The organism is Agrobacterium sp. InxBP2, assembly GCF_026191755.1.
Lineage (GTDB): Bacteria > Pseudomonadota > Alphaproteobacteria > Rhizobiales > Rhizobiaceae > Agrobacterium > Agrobacterium pusense.
This window is the reverse complement of sequence record NZ_JAINDY010000034.1, coordinates 135549-156137: the sequence shown is the minus strand read 5'-3', so window position 1 is coordinate 156137 and position 20589 is coordinate 135549. Positions and strand designations below refer to the sequence as shown.

24 protein-coding genes are annotated in these 20589 nt (G+C 58.7%); 8 read left to right on the top strand and 16 right to left on the bottom strand.

Annotated elements, in window-relative coordinates; all coding sequences use genetic code 11:
* Positions 1–311: 311 nt before the first annotated feature.
* From brnA to K7A42_RS22580, 3 genes are read right to left on the bottom strand one after another with little or no spacing between them, the layout of a single operon-like run.
* Positions 312–554: a type II toxin-antitoxin system BrnA family antitoxin gene (gene brnA, locus K7A42_RS22590; protein ID WP_004443014.1), complete on the bottom strand. Its 243-nt coding sequence runs from the start codon at positions 552–554 to the stop codon at positions 312–314.
* On the bottom strand, positions 514–804 hold the full coding sequence (locus K7A42_RS22585) for a BrnT family toxin (RefSeq protein ID WP_004443015.1): 291 nt from the start codon (positions 802–804) through the stop codon (positions 514–516). Before K7A42_RS22585 ends, brnA begins: the two co-directional genes overlap by 41 nt.
* A gap of 36 nt (positions 805–840) precedes the next feature.
* Positions 841–2019 (bottom strand): benzoate/H(+) symporter BenE family transporter, encoded by a 1179-nt coding sequence (locus K7A42_RS22580; protein ID WP_282455923.1) that lies wholly within the window; start codon positions 2017–2019, stop codon positions 841–843.
* 274 nt (positions 2020–2293) lie between these two features.
* Here K7A42_RS22580 and K7A42_RS22575 point away from each other — a divergent pair, with 274 nt between their 5' ends.
* Positions 2294–3376 carry an esterase-like activity of phytase family protein gene (locus K7A42_RS22575; protein WP_282455922.1) on the top strand — a complete coding sequence of 361 codons (1083 nt, stop codon included), beginning with the start codon at positions 2294–2296 and terminating at the stop codon, positions 3374–3376.
* A gap of 79 nt (positions 3377–3455) precedes the next feature.
* Here the strand turns inward: K7A42_RS22575 and K7A42_RS22570 are convergent, their stop codons facing one another.
* Together K7A42_RS22570 and K7A42_RS22565 are read right to left on the bottom strand one after the other, a co-directional pair.
* Positions 3456–4100 (bottom strand): NrsF family protein, encoded by a 645-nt coding sequence (locus K7A42_RS22570; RefSeq protein WP_282455921.1) that lies wholly within the window; start codon positions 4098–4100, stop codon positions 3456–3458.
* Entirely contained in the window at positions 4097–4645 is a 549-nt protein-coding gene (locus tag K7A42_RS22565) for a sigma-70 family RNA polymerase sigma factor (RefSeq protein ID WP_006699438.1), read from the bottom strand. Before K7A42_RS22565 ends, K7A42_RS22570 begins: the two co-directional genes overlap by 4 nt.
* A 182-nt stretch (positions 4646–4827) precedes the next feature.
* Between K7A42_RS22565 and K7A42_RS22560 the strand changes: the two genes are divergently transcribed.
* Positions 4828–5070: a pentapeptide MXKDX repeat protein gene (locus tag K7A42_RS22560; protein WP_282455920.1), complete on the top strand. Its 243-nt coding sequence runs from the start codon at positions 4828–4830 to the stop codon at positions 5068–5070.
* A 71-nt stretch (positions 5071–5141) separates the two neighbouring features.
* On the opposite strand, the gene K7A42_RS22555 is transcribed toward K7A42_RS22560, so the two are convergent.
* Complete coding sequence (locus K7A42_RS22555) at positions 5142–5723, bottom strand: ATP-dependent Clp protease proteolytic subunit (RefSeq protein WP_003523060.1); 582 nt, start codon at positions 5721–5723, stop codon at positions 5142–5144.
* 233 nt (positions 5724–5956) lie between these two features.
* Here K7A42_RS22555 and K7A42_RS22550 point away from each other — a divergent pair, with 233 nt between their 5' ends.
* Positions 5957–6547 carry a HupE/UreJ family protein gene (locus K7A42_RS22550; protein WP_004443023.1) on the top strand — a complete coding sequence of 197 codons (591 nt, stop codon included), beginning with the start codon at positions 5957–5959 and terminating at the stop codon, positions 6545–6547.
* A gap of 100 nt (positions 6548–6647) precedes the next feature.
* Complete coding sequence (locus K7A42_RS22545) at positions 6648–7400, top strand: DUF2076 domain-containing protein (RefSeq protein ID WP_184288160.1); 753 nt, start codon at positions 6648–6650, stop codon at positions 7398–7400.
* Between the two features lie 25 nt (positions 7401–7425).
* On the opposite strand, the gene queF is transcribed toward K7A42_RS22545, so the two are convergent.
* From queF to K7A42_RS22525, 4 genes are all read right to left on the bottom strand, one after another.
* Positions 7426–7890, bottom strand: coding sequence for a preQ(1) synthase (gene queF / locus K7A42_RS22540; RefSeq protein WP_004430149.1), 465 nt, complete (start codon positions 7888–7890; stop codon positions 7426–7428).
* Between the two features lie 16 nt (positions 7891–7906).
* Positions 7907–8809 carry a cation diffusion facilitator family transporter gene (locus K7A42_RS22535; RefSeq protein ID WP_004443025.1) on the bottom strand — a complete coding sequence of 301 codons (903 nt, stop codon included), beginning with the start codon at positions 8807–8809 and terminating at the stop codon, positions 7907–7909.
* Between the two features lie 160 nt (positions 8810–8969).
* The gene (locus K7A42_RS22530) at positions 8970–9368 is read right to left on the bottom strand and encodes a glyoxalase superfamily protein (protein WP_006699433.1); all 399 of its coding nucleotides are present in this window, start codon (positions 9366–9368) and stop codon (positions 8970–8972) included.
* 66 nt (positions 9369–9434) lie between these two features.
* On the bottom strand, positions 9435–10538 hold the full coding sequence (locus K7A42_RS22525) for a branched-chain amino acid ABC transporter substrate-binding protein (protein WP_004443027.1): 1104 nt from the start codon (positions 10536–10538) through the stop codon (positions 9435–9437).
* 286 nt (positions 10539–10824) lie between these two features.
* Between K7A42_RS22525 and K7A42_RS22520 the strand changes: the two genes are divergently transcribed.
* On the top strand, positions 10825–12000 hold the full coding sequence (locus K7A42_RS22520; protein WP_037089968.1) for a DUF3095 domain-containing protein: 1176 nt from the start codon (positions 10825–10827) through the stop codon (positions 11998–12000).
* A 127-nt stretch (positions 12001–12127) separates the two neighbouring features.
* On the opposite strand, the gene K7A42_RS22515 is transcribed toward K7A42_RS22520, so the two are convergent.
* From K7A42_RS22515 to K7A42_RS22500, 4 genes are all read right to left on the bottom strand, one after another.
* Positions 12128–12448: an ArsR/SmtB family transcription factor gene (locus K7A42_RS22515; RefSeq protein WP_003524068.1), complete on the bottom strand. Its 321-nt coding sequence runs from the start codon at positions 12446–12448 to the stop codon at positions 12128–12130.
* Between the two features lie 537 nt (positions 12449–12985).
* A complete protein-coding gene (gene choV, locus K7A42_RS22510; protein WP_004443032.1) occupies positions 12986–14032 on the bottom strand; it encodes a choline ABC transporter ATP-binding protein in 1047 nt (348 codons plus the stop codon).
* The gene (gene choW / locus K7A42_RS22505; RefSeq protein ID WP_004443035.1) at positions 14029–14880 is read right to left on the bottom strand and encodes a choline ABC transporter permease subunit; all 852 of its coding nucleotides are present in this window, start codon (positions 14878–14880) and stop codon (positions 14029–14031) included. The genes choV and choW overlap by 4 nt, the downstream gene beginning before the upstream one ends.
* A gap of 187 nt (positions 14881–15067) precedes the next feature.
* Positions 15068–15970, bottom strand: coding sequence for a choline ABC transporter substrate-binding protein (locus K7A42_RS22500; protein ID WP_373887382.1), 903 nt, complete (start codon positions 15968–15970; stop codon positions 15068–15070).
* Positions 15971–16343: 373 nt separating this feature from the next.
* Here K7A42_RS22500 and K7A42_RS22495 point away from each other — a divergent pair, with 373 nt between their 5' ends.
* From K7A42_RS22495 to K7A42_RS22485, 3 genes are all read left to right on the top strand, one after another.
* Positions 16344–16925: a thymidine kinase gene (locus tag K7A42_RS22495; protein ID WP_004443038.1), complete on the top strand. Its 582-nt coding sequence runs from the start codon at positions 16344–16346 to the stop codon at positions 16923–16925.
* A 111-nt stretch (positions 16926–17036) separates the two neighbouring features.
* Positions 17037–17486, top strand: coding sequence for a pseudoazurin (locus tag K7A42_RS22490; protein ID WP_072494710.1), 450 nt, complete (start codon positions 17037–17039; stop codon positions 17484–17486).
* Between the two features lie 236 nt (positions 17487–17722).
* Entirely contained in the window at positions 17723–18880 is a 1158-nt protein-coding gene (locus K7A42_RS22485) for a DUF2333 family protein (RefSeq protein ID WP_282455919.1), read from the top strand.
* 30 nt (positions 18881–18910) lie between these two features.
* On the opposite strand, the gene K7A42_RS22480 is transcribed toward K7A42_RS22485, so the two are convergent.
* Together K7A42_RS22480 and K7A42_RS22475 are read right to left on the bottom strand one after the other, a co-directional pair.
* Complete coding sequence (locus K7A42_RS22480; protein WP_282455918.1) at positions 18911–19627, bottom strand: helix-turn-helix transcriptional regulator; 717 nt, start codon at positions 19625–19627, stop codon at positions 18911–18913.
* Between the two features lie 95 nt (positions 19628–19722).
* Positions 19723–20244 (bottom strand): TIGR00645 family protein, encoded by a 522-nt coding sequence (locus K7A42_RS22475; RefSeq protein ID WP_004443046.1) that lies wholly within the window; start codon positions 20242–20244, stop codon positions 19723–19725.
* Positions 20245–20589 lie beyond the last annotated feature (345 nt).

The following is a 20589-nucleotide window of genomic DNA, read 5'->3' as shown; positions in this document are numbered from 1 at the left end:
CCTCCTTGCGCCATCCGCGGGCTTCTTCAAGCCATCGGCGGATGCGCGGCCCTTGATGGCCTAAATCCAGTATAAAATGAGATTTCGAGATGAGGAGCGTTTGCACCAGCGGGCTTTCGGCCGCCGGGCGCTCCTCACTGGACCCGGCAACCGCGTGTAAGGTCGAGGCTAAGAAGCGAGAGTGCACCGCACGGCGAGGCCTTCGCAGAAATCTGCGCGCTCATGCCGGAAATGGTTGCGATGCTGTTGCTCATGGCGATGTGTATAAACAGCGGCTGGCGGTCTGACAAGTGATCTTGTGCGGTGCAGGCCTATTTTGCGTGTCGGCCGATCTCAAGCCTTTCCGCGATCCACAATTTGACAAGCGACTGCCGGGTCACCCCAAGTCTCCGAGCCTCATTGTCCAGGTCGTTGACGACCCACGTCGGAAAATCGATGTTGACACGTTTGGGCTCGATATTCAGATGCCGCGCCGTTGTCCAGTCGAGATACTCACCGATGTCCTCGCCATCATCAGCCATTCTGTCGAATTCTTCTGCGCTTATTGTCTTCATAATGATGCCTCTCTAACTCACGGGCGCGCCGAACGGAAATGATTCGAATACGCCCATCCCGCAGCGTATGCACTGCGAGCCATAATTTGCCGCCGAGAAGAGCGATGAGCGCAAACCGCTCTTCACCGACGCCCAGCGCGGTAACGGTCAAACCGAATTTGTCGTGCCACAACGCCTGAGCATCGACAAAATCAATCCCGTGCTTGTCTTTATTGCCAGCGCTCTTGGCCGGATCAAATTCGAATTCCATGAGAATATAATATAAAAACTATACCATTTCCACTATCTAACCACGCCTTACCAACCGTTGCAACGCCATCATCAACCCGCCGCCGATCAAGCCCCAGAAAGCGCCGGAAACGCCGCCGAAGGAGAGGCCGGAGGCCGTGATGAGGAAAGTGATGGCCGCAGCCTCGCGGGTTTCGGGGTCCTTGAACGCGGCGACCGCTGAGCCGGAAAAGGCGCCGACCAGCGCCAGCCCCGCCACCGCCTGAATGAGGATGGGCGGCGCAAGCGCCACGAAGGCCGTGACCACGCCGGCTAGCAGACCGAAAATAACATAGCCGACACCGCCGATGATCGCCGCCCAGTAGCGCCGCTTTGGATCGGGATGGGCATCCTCGCCCGCGCACATCGCCGCCGTTATTGCCGCAAGATTGACCGCATGGCCGCCAAAGGGCGCGGAAAGCAGCGAGAAAAAGCCGGTCGCGGCGAAAAGCGGGCCGGGCTGCGGGTCGTAGTGATTGACCTTCAGCACCGCAATGCCGGGAATATTCTGCGAGGCCATGGTGACAATGAAGAGCGGCAGCGCGATGGAGACGACGGCATGCAGGCTGAAGACGGGCGTTACCCATTCCATCGGCGGCGTCAGCGATTGCGCGACGCTATCGAACGCACCCGCCGGAATATCGACGCCGAAAATCATCACCAGCACGAAGGCGGCAAGGGCCGCAGGTACTGCAAACAGCCGCCTGAAAGCCCCCACGACAATCCACGCCAGAATGATCGGCAGGCCAAGCGCCGGGTTGAAGCCGATCGCCTTGATCGGGGCGAAACACAGGCCGATGATGACACCCGACAGCATGGCATTGGCGAGTGGCGCCGGAATGGAGGCAACCGCCCGACCGAGCGGCTTGAACAGGCCGGCAACGATGATCAGGACGGCGCAGACAATGAAGCCGCCGACAGCCGCAGGAAAACCGCCCTCGATCACGCCCGTCGTGGCCAGAAGTGCGGCGCCCGGCGTCGACCATGCAATGCTGACCGGCAGCCGGGTGGCGACGGAAAGAACGATGGCGCAAAGCCCCATCGCCACCGAAAGCGCCATCAGTCCAGACGCGGCCTCGAAATCGGTCGCGCCCACGGCTTTGAGGCCCTGCAGCACGACGGCAAAGGAACTGGCGAAACCGACAAAGGCGGTGAGGCAGCCCATGAACAGGCTCTGGACGGAAAAATCTCTCAGCATGAAGCACTCTGCGGCCTGCTGCCCGTCGCAAGAAACCGCAGCGATCTGCACTGGCGACGGACACGAACAAATTTGAAGCGTGAAGCGCGAATCTGAAGATAGCAGCACGCTCTGGATGAAGCATGGCTATATTCAGGATCAAAAAAGACGGGGCTTGGCAAGATGAACCGCCAGGCTTCGGGTACGCCGGCATGGAAAACGTCATCAAAGTTTAGCGGCAGCACGCTAATCCTCCCTGCATCGCAACGGATCATCCGCCACAGGAGGGAGCTTCATGTTTCGTATCGTCACCGTTGCAGCCCTGGGTTTTGCAGCCCTTCCGGCGGCTGCCCAGACCCTGCCGCAGCCGGCCTTTCTGGGCCAGATCGTCGTTCCCTCCGGCCTCGCCATCGATGGCGTCACCTTCGGCGGGATCTCCGATCTCGCTTTCGACAGCGAAACCGGGCGTTATCTCGCAATTTCCGACGACCGCGTGGAAAAGGGCCCGGCCCGTTATTACGAGCTGGAACTGGCGGTGTCGGAAGGCGTCGCCACCCTCAATATCGCCGCCATGCATGAATTGAAGGATGAGACCGGCGCGGCCTTCGCTCCCAAAGGCATCGACGCGGAAGGCATCACACTCGACCGCAAGGGCGGCAAGCTCTATTGGTCTTCGGAACGCGACCTGAAAAACCAGCCGGCGATTTATGTGTCAAACCTCGATGGAAGCGATGTCAAACGGCTGGCGCTGCCCGACGCCTATCTCATCGATGACGCGAAGACCAGGGGCGTGCAAAACAATCTTGGCTTCGAAGGCCTGACGTTGACACCTGGCAGACTGATCGCCGCCACCGAAAATGCGCTCACTCAGGATGGTCCGAAGGCGACGCCGCAGGCGGGCAGCCCGGCCCGTATTCTCGTCATCGATACCGCGACCCTGAAGCCGGTCGCTGAACATGTCTATGTGACGGAGGCGATCTCCAACACACCGACAGCCGCCGAGCCGAAATACAATGACAATGGCCTCTCCGCTCTTGCGGCCCTGCCGGACGGGCGCCTCGTCGCCGTCGAGCGCAATTTCGCCTCCGGGGTCGGCAACCATATCCGCTTCTTCGTCGTCGACCTCTCCCGCGCCGAGAATATTCTCGGCAAGGACAGGATCGATCCGGCATCCGTGGCCGCCGTTTCCAAATCGGCATGGTTCGAAATCAGGGAAGGCGACTTCGGCCTCGACATAGACAATATCGAAAGCCTTGCTTTTGGACCGGTCGTGGATGGCAAACAGCTCTTTGTCATCGCCTCGGACGATAATTTCAACCCGGGCAAGCAGTTCACCCAGTTTGCAGCCTTCGCAGTGCCGGCAAACCTCGGTCAGTAACACACGATAAGGATCGTGCCGGCCCCTGACAGCCCACAGGGCCGGCATGAGCGGACACGACACAACAGGAAACCTGCCTTCACCAGCGGAGAAGACGTGAACCGGCGAAGGCCCCGATCAGACCGGTGAGGAGAATACCCAGCGAATACCAGATCAGCACGAAGGCCAGGCCGTTTTCGCTGCAGAACCAGGAATAGACCCAGGCTCCGGCCGCTCCGGCCGCAAGTCCCGCAGCAAAACCTGCCAGGGCGGGATCGGCAGGAGCAGATCGTTTGAGAGCGGCAAAATTCGCAAAAAACACCGGAACAGAAAAGGCGACGATCAAGAGCGGGCAATGCAGGGCTGAAGAACCCAGGATGAGCCTGCGGTAAGCTTCAGGCAGGGCAAATCCCAGCTGCACGAAGGCCATCACCGCCATTGCCGAAACGATCACCGCGATCCCGACAAACAGGCAGCTTCTTTCTCCCTCCGGCCGGGCAAGACGCCTGACCGCGAAAAAAGCGACCATCGCCAGCAGGGCATTGTAGAAAGACTTCACCCAGAAAGCTGGCTCGCTCACCGCATCCCGCATATCGCCGCGCGGTCCCAAAATGATGAACATCAGCAGAAGTGAAACGCCAATCGCCGGCAGGGCTGCAAAGGCCAGCCGACGCTCGAGCGCAAAAGCCGGAACGGGCCTGAGATCTGCTGCCAGTCGCTCGATAATATCTTCCGTCTTCTTCACGTGTCGCCTCGCAACTTCGCCGCCAGGGTTTTTAATGTCCTGTGAATGCCGACTCGTGCCGCAAGCTCGGTCTGGCCGGTTTTTTTTGCCGCTTCGGCAATGGACTGCCCTTCAAGCTTCACGCTGCGAATGAGCTCGCGTTGCCGCTCCGGCAAATCCTCGAGCAACCGTTCGACATCCATCCGCGCGGTGACGGCGTCGACAGACCAATCCGCCTCCAGGGTCTCATCCAGCTCCACCTCCCCCCGCATGCGCGCGCCCCTGCCGCGATAGTGATCGATGAGCTTGTAGCGCGCTATCGAAAAAAACCAGGCCGTGAACGGTCTTGAGCGATCATAGGTCGCCCGCTTCGCATGCAGCGACAATAGCGTTTCCTGCACAAGATCTTCCACTTCTGCCCTTGAAGCGGCGCCCATGCGCCGACCGTAGTAAGCAGTCAGCAGCCGGCGCAGGGCATGAAGCAAATGCCTGTAGGCGCCTTCGTCCCCGTCGAGGGAACGCAGCATCAGCGTCTTTAAAGTGTCTTCTGAAAGGCTGCCTGTCATTGTCACTATCGGGTTATTCGCGGTCGGCAGCATATTGTTACACGGTGGTTTGAAAAATCTCGCCCGAAGATGTTGTCACAAACGTGTGAAGCTGTAACGACCGCCCATTTCTCCCGAATGGACAATCGTGATCCCCGACATGATGCCGGCGGACATTCGATAACGTCCAGAGGAGACCCTTCATGACCCGCATTTTCACCGCCGTTGCCGCCGCCTCCCTGCTCTCTACTGTTTCCCTCACGGGCATCGCCCATGCCGACGGCATGAAGACAGACGCCACGAAGCCCGACGCGATGAAAATGGAGACGATGAAAAAAGATGGCATGTCCGTGACCGGCAAGAAGGCCTGCATGCACAAGGCCGGTATGGAAATGGACAAGATGAAGAAAGCCGACATGATGAAGGCCTGCGATATGATGAAATAACAACGGCCCGAAAGGAAAAAGCCCGCATCGGTTTTCACCGATACGGGCTTTATCGACTGAAAATCCGGAACTTAGAGTTCCGACTGGCTTTCGACTATCTTGCCGACGAGGCCATAGTCCTTGGCCTCCTCCGCGCCGAGCCAGTAATCGCGGTCGATATCCTTGGCGATCTTTTCTTCGCTCTGGCCGGTGGCCTTGGAGAAGATCTTGATCAGGCGCTGGTTCATCTTGATGATTTCGCGGGCCTGGATTTCGATGTCGGACGCCATGCCGCGCGTACCGCCGGAGGGTTGGTGCAGCAGGAAGCGGGTGTTCGGGAGGCAAAGGCGACGTTCTTTCGGCACCGAAACATAGATCAGCGCGCCGGCGGAAGCGACCCAGCCCGTGCCGATGATGTAAACCTTCGGCTTGATGAACTTGATCATGTCGTGGATGGAATCACCCGATTCGACATGACCGCCCGGAGAATTGACGTAAACGCGGATGTCGTCGTCGCTGGCGGCGGCAAGGGCCACGAGCTGCGTGCAGACCTTCTGCGCCAGTTCCTGCGTGATGCCACCATAGATGAAGATCGAACGCGACTTGAAAAGATTCGCTTCCGTTTCCTTGCCGATCGGCAGTTCCTTGCTCTTGTCGTCTTCGTCTTCGTTCATCAACGGCTCTCTCCAGCAAAATTCGTGCATGCCCTTCGGACATAGTGCGACTTGTTACGTAAGGCAATGAGCAAAAAAGACAAGGTTCGCGCCCGAACAATAAACAGCACCCCCGGCAGATGACGCATGGACAGCTCGTTCGTCTTCGCGATATCGTCAGCGTGTCATTGCAGTGCCGCACGCTGCGGAACCCCAAGACAGCAGGTGAGCGGCGATAATCTTAAGAGGGAACCATGCTGAAAAGACTAAGCCTTGCAGCCGCCGCGCTCGGCCTTACCACCCTGCCCGCTTTCGCGCATTTGAACCCGGAAGAACACGGCTCCTTCATGGCCGGTGTCTCTCACCCCTTCTTCGGTGCGGATCATATTCTGGCGATGGTGGCGGTCGGCATCTGGGCCTCCCAGATTGCTGTCGCGCAAAGTGACCGAAGGGCGCTGTGGATCGTGCCGGCCGCCTTCGTCGGCACCATGGCTGTGGGCTTCCTGATGGCGGTTTACGGCATCGACCTGCCCTTCGTCGAGCCCGCCATTCTCGCCTCCGTCATCGGCCTTGGCCTTCTGGTCGCCATGGCGGCAAAGCTTCCCACCGCAGCAGCCGCGGCCGTTGTCGGCGCTTTCGCGCTTTTCCACGGCCATGCGCATGGCGGCGAACTCGGCAGCGCGGGCGCGCTGCAATTCGGCATCGGCTTCATGATCGCCACCGCCATCCTGCACCTTGCCGGCATCGCCCTCGGTCTCGGCATCGCCCGCTTCGGCTCGGTCGCCAGCCGCACGGTTGGCGCGCTCACGGCGATTGCGGGCCTCTCGCTCGCTTTCGGCGGCTGAGGATCATTACCGAAATTTAAAATTCGGACCGCTTTGAAAAGCCAAAATTGTGGCCTACCTCCTTATCGTAGAATTTCGCTTCACGGTAAGGAGGCAGCACATGTCACCGGAAGAAAGCCAGCTTCTCAAGGGCCTGTTCGAAAGAACCAAGGCCGCATCCGCCACCCCGCGTGACCGCGAGGCGGAAACGTTGATCGCAGACGCCGTGCGCGATCAGCCCGCAGCTCCCTATTATCTCGCTCAGGCAGTGATCGTGCAGGAGAAGGGACTGGAGGCGGCAGCAGCCCATATCAAGCAGCTCGAAGAGCGCATCCACGCATTGGAAAGCGCCAACCCGGCCCCTCAGGCCGCAGCGCAGGGCGGCTTTCTCAGTTCCATCTTCGGAACCGGCCAGCCGCAGCCGCCAGCTCCGACACCAGCACCTGCTGCTGCCGCGCCGGCCTCGTGGCGCAACGATACCGCTGGCCAGACGGCCGGTCCGTGGGGATCGCAGGCAGCCCAGCAGCAGCCCGGTGGACCGTGGGGTCAGCAGCCCGCAGCAGCCGGCCGATCTGGCGGCGGTTTCCTGCAGGGCGCGCTTGGCACCGCAGCCGGCGTTGCAGGTGGCATGCTGCTTGCGAATTCGCTGAGCGGCATCTTCGGAAGCCACATGTCGTCGCTCGGTCTCGGCTCGCCCTTCGGCGGCAATAGCGGCACTGGCAATGCGCCAGTCGAAGAAACGGTCATCAACAACTATTATGGTGACAGCGCGAACCCGCAGGATAACAATGACGACGATATCCAGCAGGCCGATTACGACGACAGCGCCGATGATGCCGATTTCGACTCAGGCGACGACAGCTCGTTCGTTTGAGCTTTTTATCACCTAAAGAGCCGGATCAGCCGCGGCCGCGATAAGTGGCAACGCCCTGATCCGGCAGCCATACGCCCTCGGGCGCCGGTCCGGTCTGCCAGAACACGTCGATCGGAATGCCGCCGCGCGGATACCAGTAGGCGCCGATACGCAGCCACTTCGGCTGCAGCAATTCCACAAGGCGCTTGGCAATATAGACCGAGCAATCCTCATGGAATGCGCCATGGTTGCGGAAGGACTGCAGGAACAGCTTCAGCGACTTCGATTCCACCAGAAAGTCGCCGGGAATATAATCGATGACGATATGGGCGAAATCCGGCTGGCCGGTCATCGGGCAAAGCGAGGTGAATTCGGGCGCGGTAAAGCGCACGACATAATCGGTGCCGGCATTGCCGTTGGGCACCTTTTCGAGAACGGCCTTTTCAGGGCTCTCTGGCGTATCGACCTTCGTGCCCAGCTGCGACAGGCCGGAAACATCCGTCACGGACATGGAAAACTCCTGTTTTTTAAACGATCACTTTGACGCCATGCGCCTTTTCGCCTTCCGGCTCGACGTGAATGGCAAGGCTGGCGCCCGGTATGACGTCCCTTATGGCATCTTCAAGGCGGTCGCAAATATCATGCGCCTCACGCACCGTCATGATGGCAGGAACGACGACGTGAAAATCGATGAAGGCGGCCGAACCGGCGCGGCGGGTTCTGAGATCATGGACACCGATAATGCCACCGGAATTGGCTGCGATCGCCTTCTTGATCGCCTCATCCTCCTCGGGCTCCACTGCCCGGTCCATCAGGCCACCCAGCGAATGCAGGATGACCTTCGAGCCCTGAAACAGAATGTTGACGGCCACGAGAATGGCAAGCGCGGGATCGAGAATGGCATAGCCCGTCAGCAATGCCAGGACGAGGCCGACAAGTACGCCTGCCGATGTCACGACATCAGACATGATGTGGTGGCCGTCGGCCGCAAGCGCCGGCGAAGAATGCTGTTTGCCGACGCGGATCAATATTGTCGCCCAGACAGCGTTAATGATCCCGGCCGCGGCATTGATGGCAAGACCAAGTACAGGCGCTTCCGGCAGTCTCGGATTGAAGAGTGCGCCCCAGGCCTCCTGCACGATCAGCAGGGCAGCGACAACGATCAGCACCCCTTCGACAACAGCGGAAATATACTCCGCCTTGTGGTGGCCGAACTGGTGATCGTCATCGGCGGGCTTCTGCGCATAACGAATGACGAAATAGGCGATGAAAGCCGCGACCACGTTGACGGTCGATTCCAGACCGTCGGACAGCAGCGCGACCGAGCCGGTAACCCACCAGGCCACAAGCTTGAGGCCGAGTACACCGAAAGAAAGCGGAATGCCCCAGAATGCGAGCTTCCTGACCAGCGCATTGCCTTCAACGTTCATTTTCTGTCCCCGTGCGGATGCGAACGAATTGCATCATCAAGTCCCAAAACGCACGAACCGCGCGCACGGGGGTACCCGTGCGCGCGGTTCGCTATTTGAGCGTTCTATCGTTCAAACGAGGATCAAGGTCAAGGGCCTTGCGCTCGCGTCCAAAACATCACTATCCGCTTTTCTGCTCGCAGAAACGAATGCGGTTGCCGAAGGGATCGGTCACTTCCATCACATTACCCCATGGCAGTTCTTCAACGCCGGGCTTCATGAAGCGATAATCCTTTGCCGCCAGTTCCCGCTGATAGGCGAGAACGCCATGCATCGTGACAAAGACGTTGGAGCCCGGCGTCGCATCGCCGTGGTGGCCGCTGAGATGCAGCCCCATTCCGGCGCGTGAAATCTGCATGTAGAGCGGGAAATTTTCGCCGAAGCGGTGTTCCCACTCGACCTCGAAGCCGAGAAAATCGATATAGAACTCCCGTGCCTTGGCCTCGTCGAACATCCTGAGGATGGGGAATATCCGCTCGAAAGCGATATCTCCGTCTATGCGCGTCCCGGCATCGGCCATGCTGCCTTCACCCTCTTCAGGCCATAAATGAAACCGGCCGCAACAGGTGCGGCCGGTAAGGTCAGCTTATTCGGCTGCGACGATCTTGCCGTCCTGCCACTTGAACAGCGAGAAGGTCTGCGAGGTCAGGTCACCGCTTTCGCCATAGGTGACCTTGCCAATTGCGGTCGGGAAGGCTTCACCGCTCTTCAGGACCTTGGCAACCGCTTCGGAATCCTTGGCACCAGCCTTTTCGATGCCGGCCTTCAGGACTTCGACAGCAGCGTAAGCATTAAGCGTGAAGGCTTCCGCCGGAATGTTGGCGGCCTTCAGCGCTTCCGCAGCAGCCTTGGAATCAGCGTTCTTCAGCGCGTCGGAAGCATTGGTGAAGATCGTGCCTTCGCCAGCCTGCGAACCGATGTTCCAGAACTCGCTGTTCGACAGGCCGTCACCGCCGATAACGGCAGCCTTGGAGCCGATATCCTTCAACTGGCGCACCAGAAGACCGGCTTCCGGATGGTAACCGCCGAAATAGATGATCTCGGCATTGTCGGACTTCAGACGTGCCGTCAGCGCGCCGAGGTCCTTTTCGCCCGGCGTCAGGGCATCGTAGAGAACTTCGGTCACGCCGCCGGCATTCAGCGTCGCCTTGAAGGCATCTGCCAGGCCTTTGCCGTAAGCGCCCTTGTCGTGAATGATGGCGACCTTCTTGTCCTTGAGGTTGGCGAGAACGTATTTCGCCGCAACCTCGGCCTGCTGGTCATCGCGACCGCAGGTGCGGAAGACGTTGGAAAGGCCGCGGTTGGTAAGGCCCGGCGCAGTCGCCGTCGGCGTCACCATCAGCACGCCGTTTTCGGCAAAGACGTCCGAAGCGGGAATGGCGACGCCGGACGTCACCGGACCGACGACGAAGTGAATGCCTTCGGCAACCAGCTGATTCGCGGCTGAAACGCCCTGCTTCGGCTCGCCGCCATCGTCGGCCAGCTTCAGCACGACCTGTTCGCCGAGGATGCCGCCCTTTTTGTTGATTTCATTGACTGCCGTCTGGGCGCCGTTCTTGACCTGGTCGCCATAAGCGGCGACAGGACCGGTAAGCGGCGCAATCAGGCCGATGACGATTTCGGCATGGGCAAGGGGTGCGAATGCGAAGGACGCTGCAAGCGTCACGCTGGTCAATGTCTTCAGTTTCATCCTGGTGTCTCCTTAAAGGGGGTCGCGGGACCCGGTGAGCGCCATGGGCGCCGACCGAATGAAACTATCGGACGCCTCCCGGCGAAAACTCGTTCCATTTTTGAATTCCGAGCCTTCCACTCAACTCATACGGAAGGATTGATGATCTATGCAAGTCACCTTTGCTGGATTAGGTCTATTAGAGGTAAATCAAACGCGAAGCGGGCCATGATCCTATCACTCCGAAGCACGGTATCGCCCCATGGAAATGCTTGGCGTTTGGCCGCCGCTGGAGGATAATCGCGGCATGATCACAGCAGATGACGAATTTCTGACGGGCCTGCCCGTTTTCCAGCGCTTTGAGGACGTGGTTGATCCGGCGCTTTATCGTGCCCTGCCACCGGGATGGGGGCTTGCCATCGCCGATATCGTCGATTCAACGACGGCGATCCAGACCGGCCGATACAAGGCGGTGAACATGGCCGGCGCGGCGGTCATTTCCGGTGTGTCGAACAGTCTCGGACGTCACGACCTGCCCTTCGTTTTCGGCGGCGATGGCGCCGCCGTCACCGTGCCCCCGGGCGGGCTGCCGCTTGCCAGCGCCGCTCTTTCTTCCGTTCAGCGTTGGGTCAAGGACGATCTCGACCTTACGATGCGGGTAGCGCTGGTTCCGGTTGAGGATATTCGTGAGAATGGCTTCGATGTGCGCGTCGCGCGTTTTCAGGCAAGCGACGATGTATCCTATGCGATGTTTTCAGGTGGCGGCAATAGCTGGGCTGAAGCACGGATGAAGGAAGGCCTTTATATCCTGCCCACCGCAGCCGCAGGCGAACGCCCGGATCTGACCGGCCTCTCATGCCGCTGGAATCCCATTCCGGCGACCCGTGGCAAGGTTGTATCCATCATAGCGGTGCCGGGGCCGTCGCGGGACATGCCGGCATTCCGGAAGCTTGTTACCGATCTTGTCGATCTGGCCGAGCAGGACGGAAGGCATGGCCACCCCGTGCCAGAGGAGGGCCCGAAGCTCGGTTTCGTGCGGGAGGGACTGAATCTCGAGGCACGAGCAGGAGCGGCCCATCGCGACGTCTGGGGCCAGTTGCGCCGTTCGTCCCGTATTCTCGGCGAGACCCTGCTTATCAATTTGCTCGGCTTGACGGGTCTTTCGCTCGGACGGTTCAATGCGGAGCGCTATCGGCGCTCCGTCGCCAGCAATACCGATTTCAGGAAATTCGACGACGGTTTGAAGATGACCGTGGATATCGACGGCGCAAGGCTCGAAAAAATTCGCGACCGGCTGGAGCAAGGCCGCCTGTCTGGAAGCTGTTATTTCGGCCTGCATGAGCAGGACGCCGCATTGATGACCTGTATCGTACCCTCCCCGCTTTCACGGGATCACATGCATTTCGTGGACGGCGCTGACGGCGGATATGCGGCTGCAGCAACCCTGCTCAAGCAGCAGATGCAGGCTGTGCCCGCCCGCTGATCGCACCCGGCGCAAAGACCAGCGCGCTCCTTGCGGGCCACCCGCCCGGTCAGGTGACTCACAAACGAAAAACCGGCGTCAAGCGCCGGTTTCAATTCAATGCTGCCGGAGGCCTGACGGCCCCGGATCAGGCGGCTGTCTTGCTGCTCTTCTGCGCCTGGCAATAAATTTCCTCAAGGGAGGCCAGGATTTTCTTAACGGATTCGGAGTTGCTGGAATAATAGATGGTCTGCGCATCCCGTCGTGTCTTTACCAGCCGCTGGGCCCGCAATTTCGAAAGATGCTGCGAAAGAGCGGACTGGCTGAGACCAACCTGAGAGGCGAGAACACCGACCGGCACTTCCGTATCCACCAACGTGCATAAGATCATCAGGCGCTTGGGATTCGCCATCGCTGAGAGCAAGTCTGCAGCGGCGATGCTATGTTCCGACAGAGATTGGTTATCCATACGCTCAAGTCTCCTGATGACAGTCGGAAAGACGGTCATGGTGGCTATTATAGGTGTTCCAAAAGGTGTTTTTATAATTCGGTGGATACGTTGTATATACCTAAATCTTGCTTATATCGTGTCCCTTTCAAAGACTATTCTTCACTAATTATCCATCTAAGACACTTCACCTAAAATATCGGCGTTCTGCCTGATTTTTATCCCATTTACAATAAAAACATGTATTAGAATAAGTATTCATAAGCAACAAATGATAAAAATTTCAGCTCCCAAATCACCATAATCCACGACCGATTTTGAGGCTTTAAGCTTATACCACCTTAAATTTAGCAACGGGCTACAGAATCTAGTTTTACTTTGCGCAATTTTCTCGAAATTTGCAATATGGTTTTTATTAGTAATAATTTTCATGCATAACTTATGATGTCAAAGATACTCTTTCCAACAGGGGGAAGGTAACTTGCCCGGAATATCTGCGGAAAAACAAAAGGGACCACCCGGTGAGGGAGGTCCCTTTTGTTTCCTGGCAAAAGCCAGTTATTTTTTGCGATGACGGGTCAGCCCTGCCACGACTTCGTCAGCGGAAATCGTGCCGACGATTGCGCCATTGTCGACGACACCGATTGCGCCGGAATGTTTGGCCAGCGCATCGAGAATGTCAATCAGGGGGGATGACGGGCGGGCGGTGGCCGCAACGGTCATCTGGCCGTTGCGTTCATCTACGCCCCGCTTCATCACATCCGCAGCAGTCAGCATGGAGATCGGGTTCATATTCTGCACGAAATCCGCGACATATTGCGTGGCCGGTTGCTTGACGATCTGCTGCGGCGTCCCGCACTGGATGATGCGTCCGCCTTCCATCATGGCGATACGATTGCCGATGCGGAAAGCCTCATCCAGATCGTGGCTGACAAAGAGAATCGTTTTCTTCAGCCGGCTCTGGAATTCGAGAAGCTCATCCTGCAGGCGGCTTCTGATAAGGGGGTCGAGCGCCGAGAATGGTTCGTCCATCAGCAGGATCGGCGCGCCGGTGGCAAACGCTCTCGCCAGTCCCACACGTTGCTGCATGCCGCCGGAAAGCTCTCCCACCTTGCGGTCGGCCCAGGCGGAAAGATTGACCAGTTCGAGCTGCTCGGCCACCATGCGTTTGCGCTCCGCTTCCGGTACGCCGGAAAGCTCTAGCCCGAAACCGACATTGTCGGCCACGTTACGCCACGGCAGAAGACCGAATTGCTGGAACACCATGGAAACCGTATGCATGCGCAGGTCGCGGAGCGATTTGGCCGTTGAGCGATAGGGATCGACAAAGCCGGTCTTGGTCTTCACCCCCACATTGCCACGTACCACGGGCGCAAGCCCGTTGACGGCCCTGAGCAGCGTCGACTTGCCCGAGCCGGAAAGCCCCATAAGCACGAGTATCTCGCCTTCGCTCACCGACAGCGATGCATTGGCGACACCGAGCACCAGGCCGGTCTCGGCATTGATCTCGTCGCGCGTACTGCCTCTGTCGATCATCGGCAGCGCGGCATCGGGCCGATCGCCAAAGACGATATCGACATTTCCGAAGATGATGGCGTCACTCATAGATCATCCTCCGTACCGGGAAGGCGGAAAAGCCGGTCAAGAACGATCGCCAGTATGACGATACACAATCCCGCCTCGAAGCCCATGGCGATATTGACGGTGTTCAAGGCGCGCACGACAGGCACGCCCAAACCATTGGCGCCGACAAGCGCAGAAATGACCACCATCGACAACGACAGCATGATCGTCTGGGTAAGACCGGCCATGATCTGCGGCGCGGCAAAGGGCAGCTCCACCTTGCGCAGCACCTGCGACGGCGTTGCTCCGAAGGCGACGGCCGCCTCGACCAGCGCCGGCGGCGTGGAGACAATGCCGAGGCGTGTGAGCCGCACCGGAGCCGGAATGGCGAAGATGACGGTGGCGATCAGCCCCGGAACCATGCCAAGGCCGAACAGCACCAGCGCCGGAATGAGATAAACGAAGGTGGGGATGGTCTGCATCAGGTCCAGCACCGGGCGCATGCCGGCATAGATCCATTTGCGCCTCGCCGCCAATATGCCAAGCGGTATGCCGATGATCATGCACACGGCGCTGGCGGCGATGACCAGCGCCAGCGTCTCCGTCGTCGCTTTCCAATAGCCGAGATTGATGATGAGCAGCAGGCCGAGTGCGGTGAAGACGGGCATGCCGATCGAGCGTCGCGTCCAGGCCGAAAGCGCCGTGACAATCGCCACGATGACCAGCGGATGCGGCGCCTGGAGCACATAAAGCAGGGCGTTGATGACGCTTTGGAAAATGAAGGAAAGCCAATCGAAGAAAAAAGCGAGATTGCCGGTCAGCCAGTCGATGGCCTCCTTGGCATATCGGCCGACGGGCAGGCGGTTTTCAGGAGCGCTGAGCCATTCCACGGTAAGAAAAGACCTTTCTTAAACAAATGCAGAAACAACGACCGGCAGACGGCGGCCGGACGCGGTGCTGGCGCATGACCTGCAATGCGTTGAAAATGCGCGGGCAAGGTCATGCATGGGCATCGATATTTCCCGCTGCATCCAGCCTGTCGCAGAGGCCGGATACAGTCATGCACAGTCTTGCGTTTTAAAGGCCAAGCGCCTTCTTGACGGCGGGCAGGGCGTCGGCGCTGCCATCCTTGGTCTTGACGTTGGCGAGCCAGGGCTCGACCGCAGCCGGATTGGCCTTCAGCCATGCGGTGGCGGCAGCTTCGCCCTCAAGCCCGTCATTCAGGATTTTGCCCATGATCTCGTTTTCCATGGGCAGGGAAAATTGCAGGTTCTTGAGGAAGGCGCCGACATTGGGGCATTCCTCGACATAACCCTTGCGAACATTGGTGTAGATCGTCGCACCACCGAAGTTGGGACCGAAGACCTCATCGCCGCCCGTCAGGTAGGTGAGCTTGAAATTCGCATTCATCGGATGCGGTTCCCAGCCGAGGAAAACGATCGGCTCGCCGGATTTTTCCGCGCGGGCGACCTGCGACAGCATCCCCTGCTCGGAGGATTCGACGACTTCGAACGCCTTCAATCCGAATGTATCCTTGGCCACCATGTCGAGGATCAGGCGGTTGCCGTCATTACCGGGCTCGATGCCGTAAATCTTGCCGCCAAGCGCGTCGCTGTGCGTGGCGATGTCCTTGAAATCCTTGATGCCGAGTTCGGCACCCTTGGCGTTGGTCGCCAGCGTATACTTGGCGCCGGTCAGGTTTTCTCGCAGCGTTTCGACCGATTTGTCTTCGCGGTAAGGCGCGATATCCCCTTCCATGGTCGGCATCCAGTTGCCGAGGAAGACATCGATGTCTTTGTTTTTTAGGGATGTATAGGTAACGGGAACAGAGAGAAGCTTGACGTCAGTTTCATAGCCTAGGCTTTTCAGTAGCACCGTGGCGGTGGCCGTTGTGGCAGTGATGTCGGTCCAGCCCACATCGGAAAACCGCACCGTGCCGCAACTTGCCGGTTCGGCGGCACCGGCCGCGCTGAACGTCATGGAGGAGATTGCTGCGGCCAGAACCAGACAGCGACGTCTATTTGCAAACATTGTTTGCTCCCTTTTTTTCGTTCCCTTGCCATTATCAATATCTTCCGGCCACAATCAACTCGCGTGCATTTGCGTGCTTTGGCCCGCCCGTTTGCGACAAAAACGGCAAAAGCGTCGGGATTCGAACCTGCAAATGGGAAAGAGCGGACCGCAGAAATCTGTGTTTTTCGCGCCTGCGCACTTTTCAATCCAAATCTTCCTCGTCAAAAGACGCCTGATGCGGCATCGGACCGGGCTTTGTGATCGCCTGGTGAAATCCGGCGCGCCGTTTCGTGAGGTTGCGAGGCGCCCGAAAGGCGCGAAGGCGCTCCGGGAGTGGATAATGGCAAAACTCTATTTCAATTATTCGACGATGAATGCCGGCAAATCGACCATGCTGCTTCAGGCGTCCTATAATTATCAGGAGCGCGGCATGCGCACGCTGATCTTCACGGCCGCGTTTGACGACCGCGCCGGCGTCGGCCGTGTCGCCTCGCGCATTGGTCTGTCCTCCGACGCCCTGACCTTCGATGAAAATACCGATTTGTTCGCTGAAGTATCGGCCTTGCATGTACAGGCGCCCGTCGCCTGCGTTTTCGTCGACGAGGCCAATTTCCTCTCAGAACACCATGTCTGGCAGCTTGCCGAGATTGTCGACCGGCTGGACATCCCGGTCATGACCTATGGTCTGCGCACGGATTTCCAGGGCAAGCTCTTCCCTGCCTCGAAAGAACTGCTTGCGATTGCCGACGAGCTTCGCGAAATCCGCACCATCTGCCATTGCGGCCGCAAGGCGACGATGGTGGCCCGCTTCGACAATGAAGGAAATGTCGTCACGGAAGGCGCGCAGATTGAGGTAGGCGGCAACGAAAAATATGTTTCCTTCTGCCGCCGCCACTGGGTGGAGACGTTCAACGGCGGCTGAACGGCTGCGTCCGGTTGCCGCATTTGATTTTTCGCAAAGATGACCGCCCGGCTCCTGCGCTAGAAAGGCGGGGACATCCGCTTGGATGTGCTTTCTCTCAGGAGCAAAATTATGCAGAACAAAATTGCCGGATTTGCCAGCCTCGTCATTGCTGGAATTTTTGCCTTCCCCGCCCTGTCTGCCGAAATCGAAGTGAAGATGCTCAACAAGGGCAGCGATGGTCAGGCGATGGTCTTCGAGCCCGCAACCGTCAAGGCTGCCGTAGGTGACGTCATCACCTTCATTCCGGTGGACAAGGGCCATGACGCGGCAGCCGTGAAGGATATGATCCCCGAGGGGGTTTCCGAGTTCAAGGGCAAGATGAACGAGGCGGTGAAGCTGACGGTCGAGAAGGAAGGCGCCTACGTCGTCAAATGCACGCCGCATCTCGGCATGGGCATGGTCGCGCTCGTTGTCGTGGGCGACGCCGTGCCGGCCAACCTCGATGCCGTCAAGAGCGGCAAACTGCCGAAAAAGGCACGCGACCGGCTGAATGAGGAGATCGCCAGGCTCGGCCTCTGACTGCTTGCCCTCCGGCTCCGCGGCGGCCATTACGTCGCAGTCCGTATGGAGAGCGATGGTGGCGGGCGCGGACCGCAGGTTGAGAAAAGTTTCGCAATCATGTTGTATCCCGGTTGACCGGGACATATCTGCAGGACAGTAAATGACCGGAGTCCGACCAGGCGCCGAAGGGCGCCCCACCGGATGGCGGTTTTATTCCGGCATCCAGCCCCACGGGCAGAGGAGACTATGACGACATGATAGACCGGATCACCGCCACGATTCAGGCAGCCTTCAGTGCCATCGGCAGGGCCGCCGGTCTTCTCGTCGCCTGGCTTTTATGGCCCTTCATGGCCGCCCATGGCTGGTACAGCGGCCGCAACTGGCTCATCAAGGGCCCGATCGCTCTGGTTCTCATCCTGCTTGCCGGCTTCTACGGATATTTCGTCTGGCAAACGCAGGTCTGGAGCAATTTCGATCCGGATTACATTTCCCGTTACAAGCTTGCTGAACGGACCGTGCCGCCCGGACAGGAACTGCCGGCCGCCTCCCCGACGTCGCCCGCTGGCGCAACCGGTGCAGCCGCCAACACATCCGCACCGGTGTGCCAGCGCTCGGCCATCGTTGACGCTGCCGCCGATCTCACCGATTTCAACGTCAACCAGAATGCGTGGATTTCCTCCATGCTGCTCTATCGCCTCGGTCTCTTCGGCTTGGACTGGGATAGCACACCGTTTCTCGACAACAAGGCCTCATTCCAGCGCGGCGTGAACCAGGCCGTGCGCCGCACCTCGGTGGAGCTGGTGGATACGCTCGGGCGCGTGCGCGGGACATCGGGCATCAACAACAACCTCCAGGAAGCGCGTGGCAATATGCAGTTCAGCGAATATTCCTGGTATTTCGGTCTCGATCCTTTCGGCCCGAAGACGCCGACTCCCAGCTATTACCGCGCCGCGATCCGCAGCTTCCAGGCCTTCAATGGCGAGCTCGTCGCCTGCAAGGCCGTCTTCGACACCCGCGCCGACAACCTGATCCAGTTCATCGACCGCATTGCCGGCGATATCGGCTCGACATCGGCCATCCTGCGTGAGCGTTCGGAAAACTATAATGGCGGTTGGTTCGATACCCGCGCCGACGACCGTTTCTGGTTCGCCTATGGCCAGCTCTACGGTTATTATGGCGTACTTTCCGCAGCCGGATCCGACTTCGCGCAGGTCATCCGCGAACGCAACCTCACCAACCTGTGGAACGACACGCTCCTGCAGACCCGCGCAGCCTTGCGCATCCAGCCGGCGATCATCTCCAATGGTGAGGAGAGCGGCTGGATCATGCCGTCGCACCTGGCCACCATGGGATTTTACGTTCTGCGGGTTCGCTCCAATCTCGTCGAGCTTCGCTCGGTTCTCGACCGATAAGGCGCAGGTTTCCCCGAAGGGCGGGACCGATCAGACGATCAGGCCAAGGCGTATGGTCTTGGCCACCAGCTGGGTGCGGTTCACGCAGTCGAGCTTGCGGATGGCGTTGTTCATATAGGTGTTGACGGTATGTTCCGAGATGGACAGAAGCTCGGCAATCTCCACCGAGGTCTTCCCCTGCGCCGTCCAGCGCACCACGTCGAGTTCCCGCTTCGTCAGCGGTGAAGGCCCTCTGGAGCCGGTGCGGCAAAGCCGGTCATAGACCTCCAGCGCATGTAGCGCGATCATGCCCAGCTCGTTCAGCGCGGCCTGTTGCAGGGTATCGCGATCGCCTGCGAAATTCATCAGATACCGATTGCCGTTCATGCCGTGTACCGGGACCATGAGACCCGAAGTAATGCCCATGCTGCGCACGGAGGATACGGCATCCTGAAGCGTTTCACACGCAATGTCCGGGTCCTGCAACGACCAATATTGCGGCATCATCGATGATGCGCCGCGCCTGATGACGGGACAATCCCCGAGCGCACCGTCGCTGGTCATCGCATTCACGACCCAGATTGGCAGGCTGCTTTCAATGACCGTCGGCAAACCATAGGCATTTTGGCCGCCGGGCAGGAGCAGCAGGGTCACATAGGCGTAACCGAAAGCGTGCATCACTTCCTGCAGCGCCTCCAGCCATTGGGACTTGTCGGCAGCAGCCGACAGATCATCGCATAGCCTCGCCTGACGCTCCGTCTTCACCATTCACGCCCCTTCTCCGCGCCGGGTCTTGACGCCAGGAGCGAAAAAATGCGTGGCCATGACGGGGTTGCGACCTTCATATCGTCTGGATTACCCTGCTAAAGCACCGGCTTTTCGGCCTTGTCCTTCGGCTTGGCCATCAGTTTCTCCAGGAAACCAAGCATGACCGCCGAGGCGACAAAAGCCAGATGGATGATCGTGAACCACATCAGCTTGCTGTCCGAGTACTGATTGGCATTGAGAAAGATTTGCAGCAGGTGAATGGACGAAATGGCCACGATTGACGACGCGACCTTGATTTTCAGGCTTCCGGCATCAAGCTTGCCCAGAAACGAAACCTCTGCATCGGCATCGTCGAAACGGCTGACAAAGTTCTCGTAACCGGAAATCATCACCATGACGATCAGGCTGGCGACGAGTGCAGCATCGATCAGGCCCAGCATGGCGAGGATCATGTCGGCTTCGTCGTAGGTAAAAACGTTCTTCGCAACTTTCAGAAACTTGAGCGCGAAAGAAAAGGCGTAGACAGCCAGTGCCGCGACCAGGCCGAGATAAAAAACGACCAGCAGCCAGCGGCTGGAGAGAATGATCCGCTCGACGAGCAGTTCAAGAGACTTCATTTCCGTATCCGATTATTAAACTGTTATTTTCGGGTATGCTTTCTTTCGCCATGTAAACTGGCCGCGAAGATCGTAGCAAGCATCAATGTCGGCACTTTGACCGCATCGTGGCGTTTTCGTCCCTACCCATCTTTTTTGGCCACGGCCCGCAAACGTAATATTTTTGCAACATAGCGCCCCGCTTTAAAACATGATGCTAAAAGTCATATATAATAATGTTGACAGTTATAATCATGTTTTTTAGTCCTCGCTTACCGGCTCGCCCGTAACAATCAAAACAGTTTCAGCCGCGACGGCAAACGCGGCGTGCTTTCGCACGCCGTGGCCTATTCGCGCGCCTACCTG

Coding starts and splice junctions, on each gene's coding strand:
- brnA (WP_004443014.1), bottom strand. CDS start 554: ATGAAGACAATAAGCGCAGAAGAATTCGACAGAATGGCTGATGATGGC.
- K7A42_RS22585 (WP_004443015.1), bottom strand. CDS start 804: ATGGAATTCGAATTTGATCCGGCCAAGAGCGCTGGCAATAAAGACAAG.
- K7A42_RS22580 (WP_282455923.1), bottom strand. CDS start 2,019: ATGCTGAGAGATTTTTCCGTCCAGAGCCTGTTCATGGGCTGCCTCACC.
- K7A42_RS22575 (WP_282455922.1), top strand. CDS start 2,294: ATGTTTCGTATCGTCACCGTTGCAGCCCTGGGTTTTGCAGCCCTTCCG.
- K7A42_RS22565 (WP_006699438.1), bottom strand. CDS start 4,645: ATGACAGGCAGCCTTTCAGAAGACACTTTAAAGACGCTGATGCTGCGT.
- K7A42_RS22560 (WP_282455920.1), top strand. CDS start 4,828: ATGACCCGCATTTTCACCGCCGTTGCCGCCGCCTCCCTGCTCTCTACT.
- K7A42_RS22555 (WP_003523060.1), bottom strand. CDS start 5,723: ATGAACGAAGACGAAGACGACAAGAGCAAGGAACTGCCGATCGGCAAG.
- K7A42_RS22550 (WP_004443023.1), top strand. CDS start 5,957: ATGCTGAAAAGACTAAGCCTTGCAGCCGCCGCGCTCGGCCTTACCACC.
- K7A42_RS22545 (WP_184288160.1), top strand. CDS start 6,648: ATGTCACCGGAAGAAAGCCAGCTTCTCAAGGGCCTGTTCGAAAGAACC.
- queF (WP_004430149.1), bottom strand. CDS start 7,890: ATGTCCGTGACGGATGTTTCCGGCCTGTCGCAGCTGGGCACGAAGGTC.
- K7A42_RS22535 (WP_004443025.1), bottom strand. CDS start 8,809: ATGAACGTTGAAGGCAATGCGCTGGTCAGGAAGCTCGCATTCTGGGGC.
- K7A42_RS22530 (WP_006699433.1), bottom strand. CDS start 9,368: ATGGCCGATGCCGGGACGCGCATAGACGGAGATATCGCTTTCGAGCGG.
- K7A42_RS22525 (WP_004443027.1), bottom strand. CDS start 10,538: ATGAAACTGAAGACATTGACCAGCGTGACGCTTGCAGCGTCCTTCGCA.
- K7A42_RS22520 (WP_037089968.1), top strand. CDS start 10,825: ATGATCACAGCAGATGACGAATTTCTGACGGGCCTGCCCGTTTTCCAG.
- K7A42_RS22515 (WP_003524068.1), bottom strand. CDS start 12,448: ATGGATAACCAATCTCTGTCGGAACATAGCATCGCCGCTGCAGACTTG.
- choV (WP_004443032.1), bottom strand. CDS start 14,032: ATGAGTGACGCCATCATCTTCGGAAATGTCGATATCGTCTTTGGCGAT.
- K7A42_RS22500 (WP_373887382.1), bottom strand. CDS start 15,970: ATGACGTTCAGCGCGGCCGGTGCCGCCGAACCGGCAAGTTGCGGCACG.
- K7A42_RS22495 (WP_004443038.1), top strand. CDS start 16,344: ATGGCAAAACTCTATTTCAATTATTCGACGATGAATGCCGGCAAATCG.
- K7A42_RS22490 (WP_072494710.1), top strand. CDS start 17,037: ATGCAGAACAAAATTGCCGGATTTGCCAGCCTCGTCATTGCTGGAATT.
- K7A42_RS22485 (WP_282455919.1), top strand. CDS start 17,723: ATGATAGACCGGATCACCGCCACGATTCAGGCAGCCTTCAGTGCCATC.
- K7A42_RS22480 (WP_282455918.1), bottom strand. CDS start 19,627: ATGGTGAAGACGGAGCGTCAGGCGAGGCTATGCGATGATCTGTCGGCT.
- K7A42_RS22475 (WP_004443046.1), bottom strand. CDS start 20,244: ATGAAGTCTCTTGAACTGCTCGTCGAGCGGATCATTCTCTCCAGCCGC.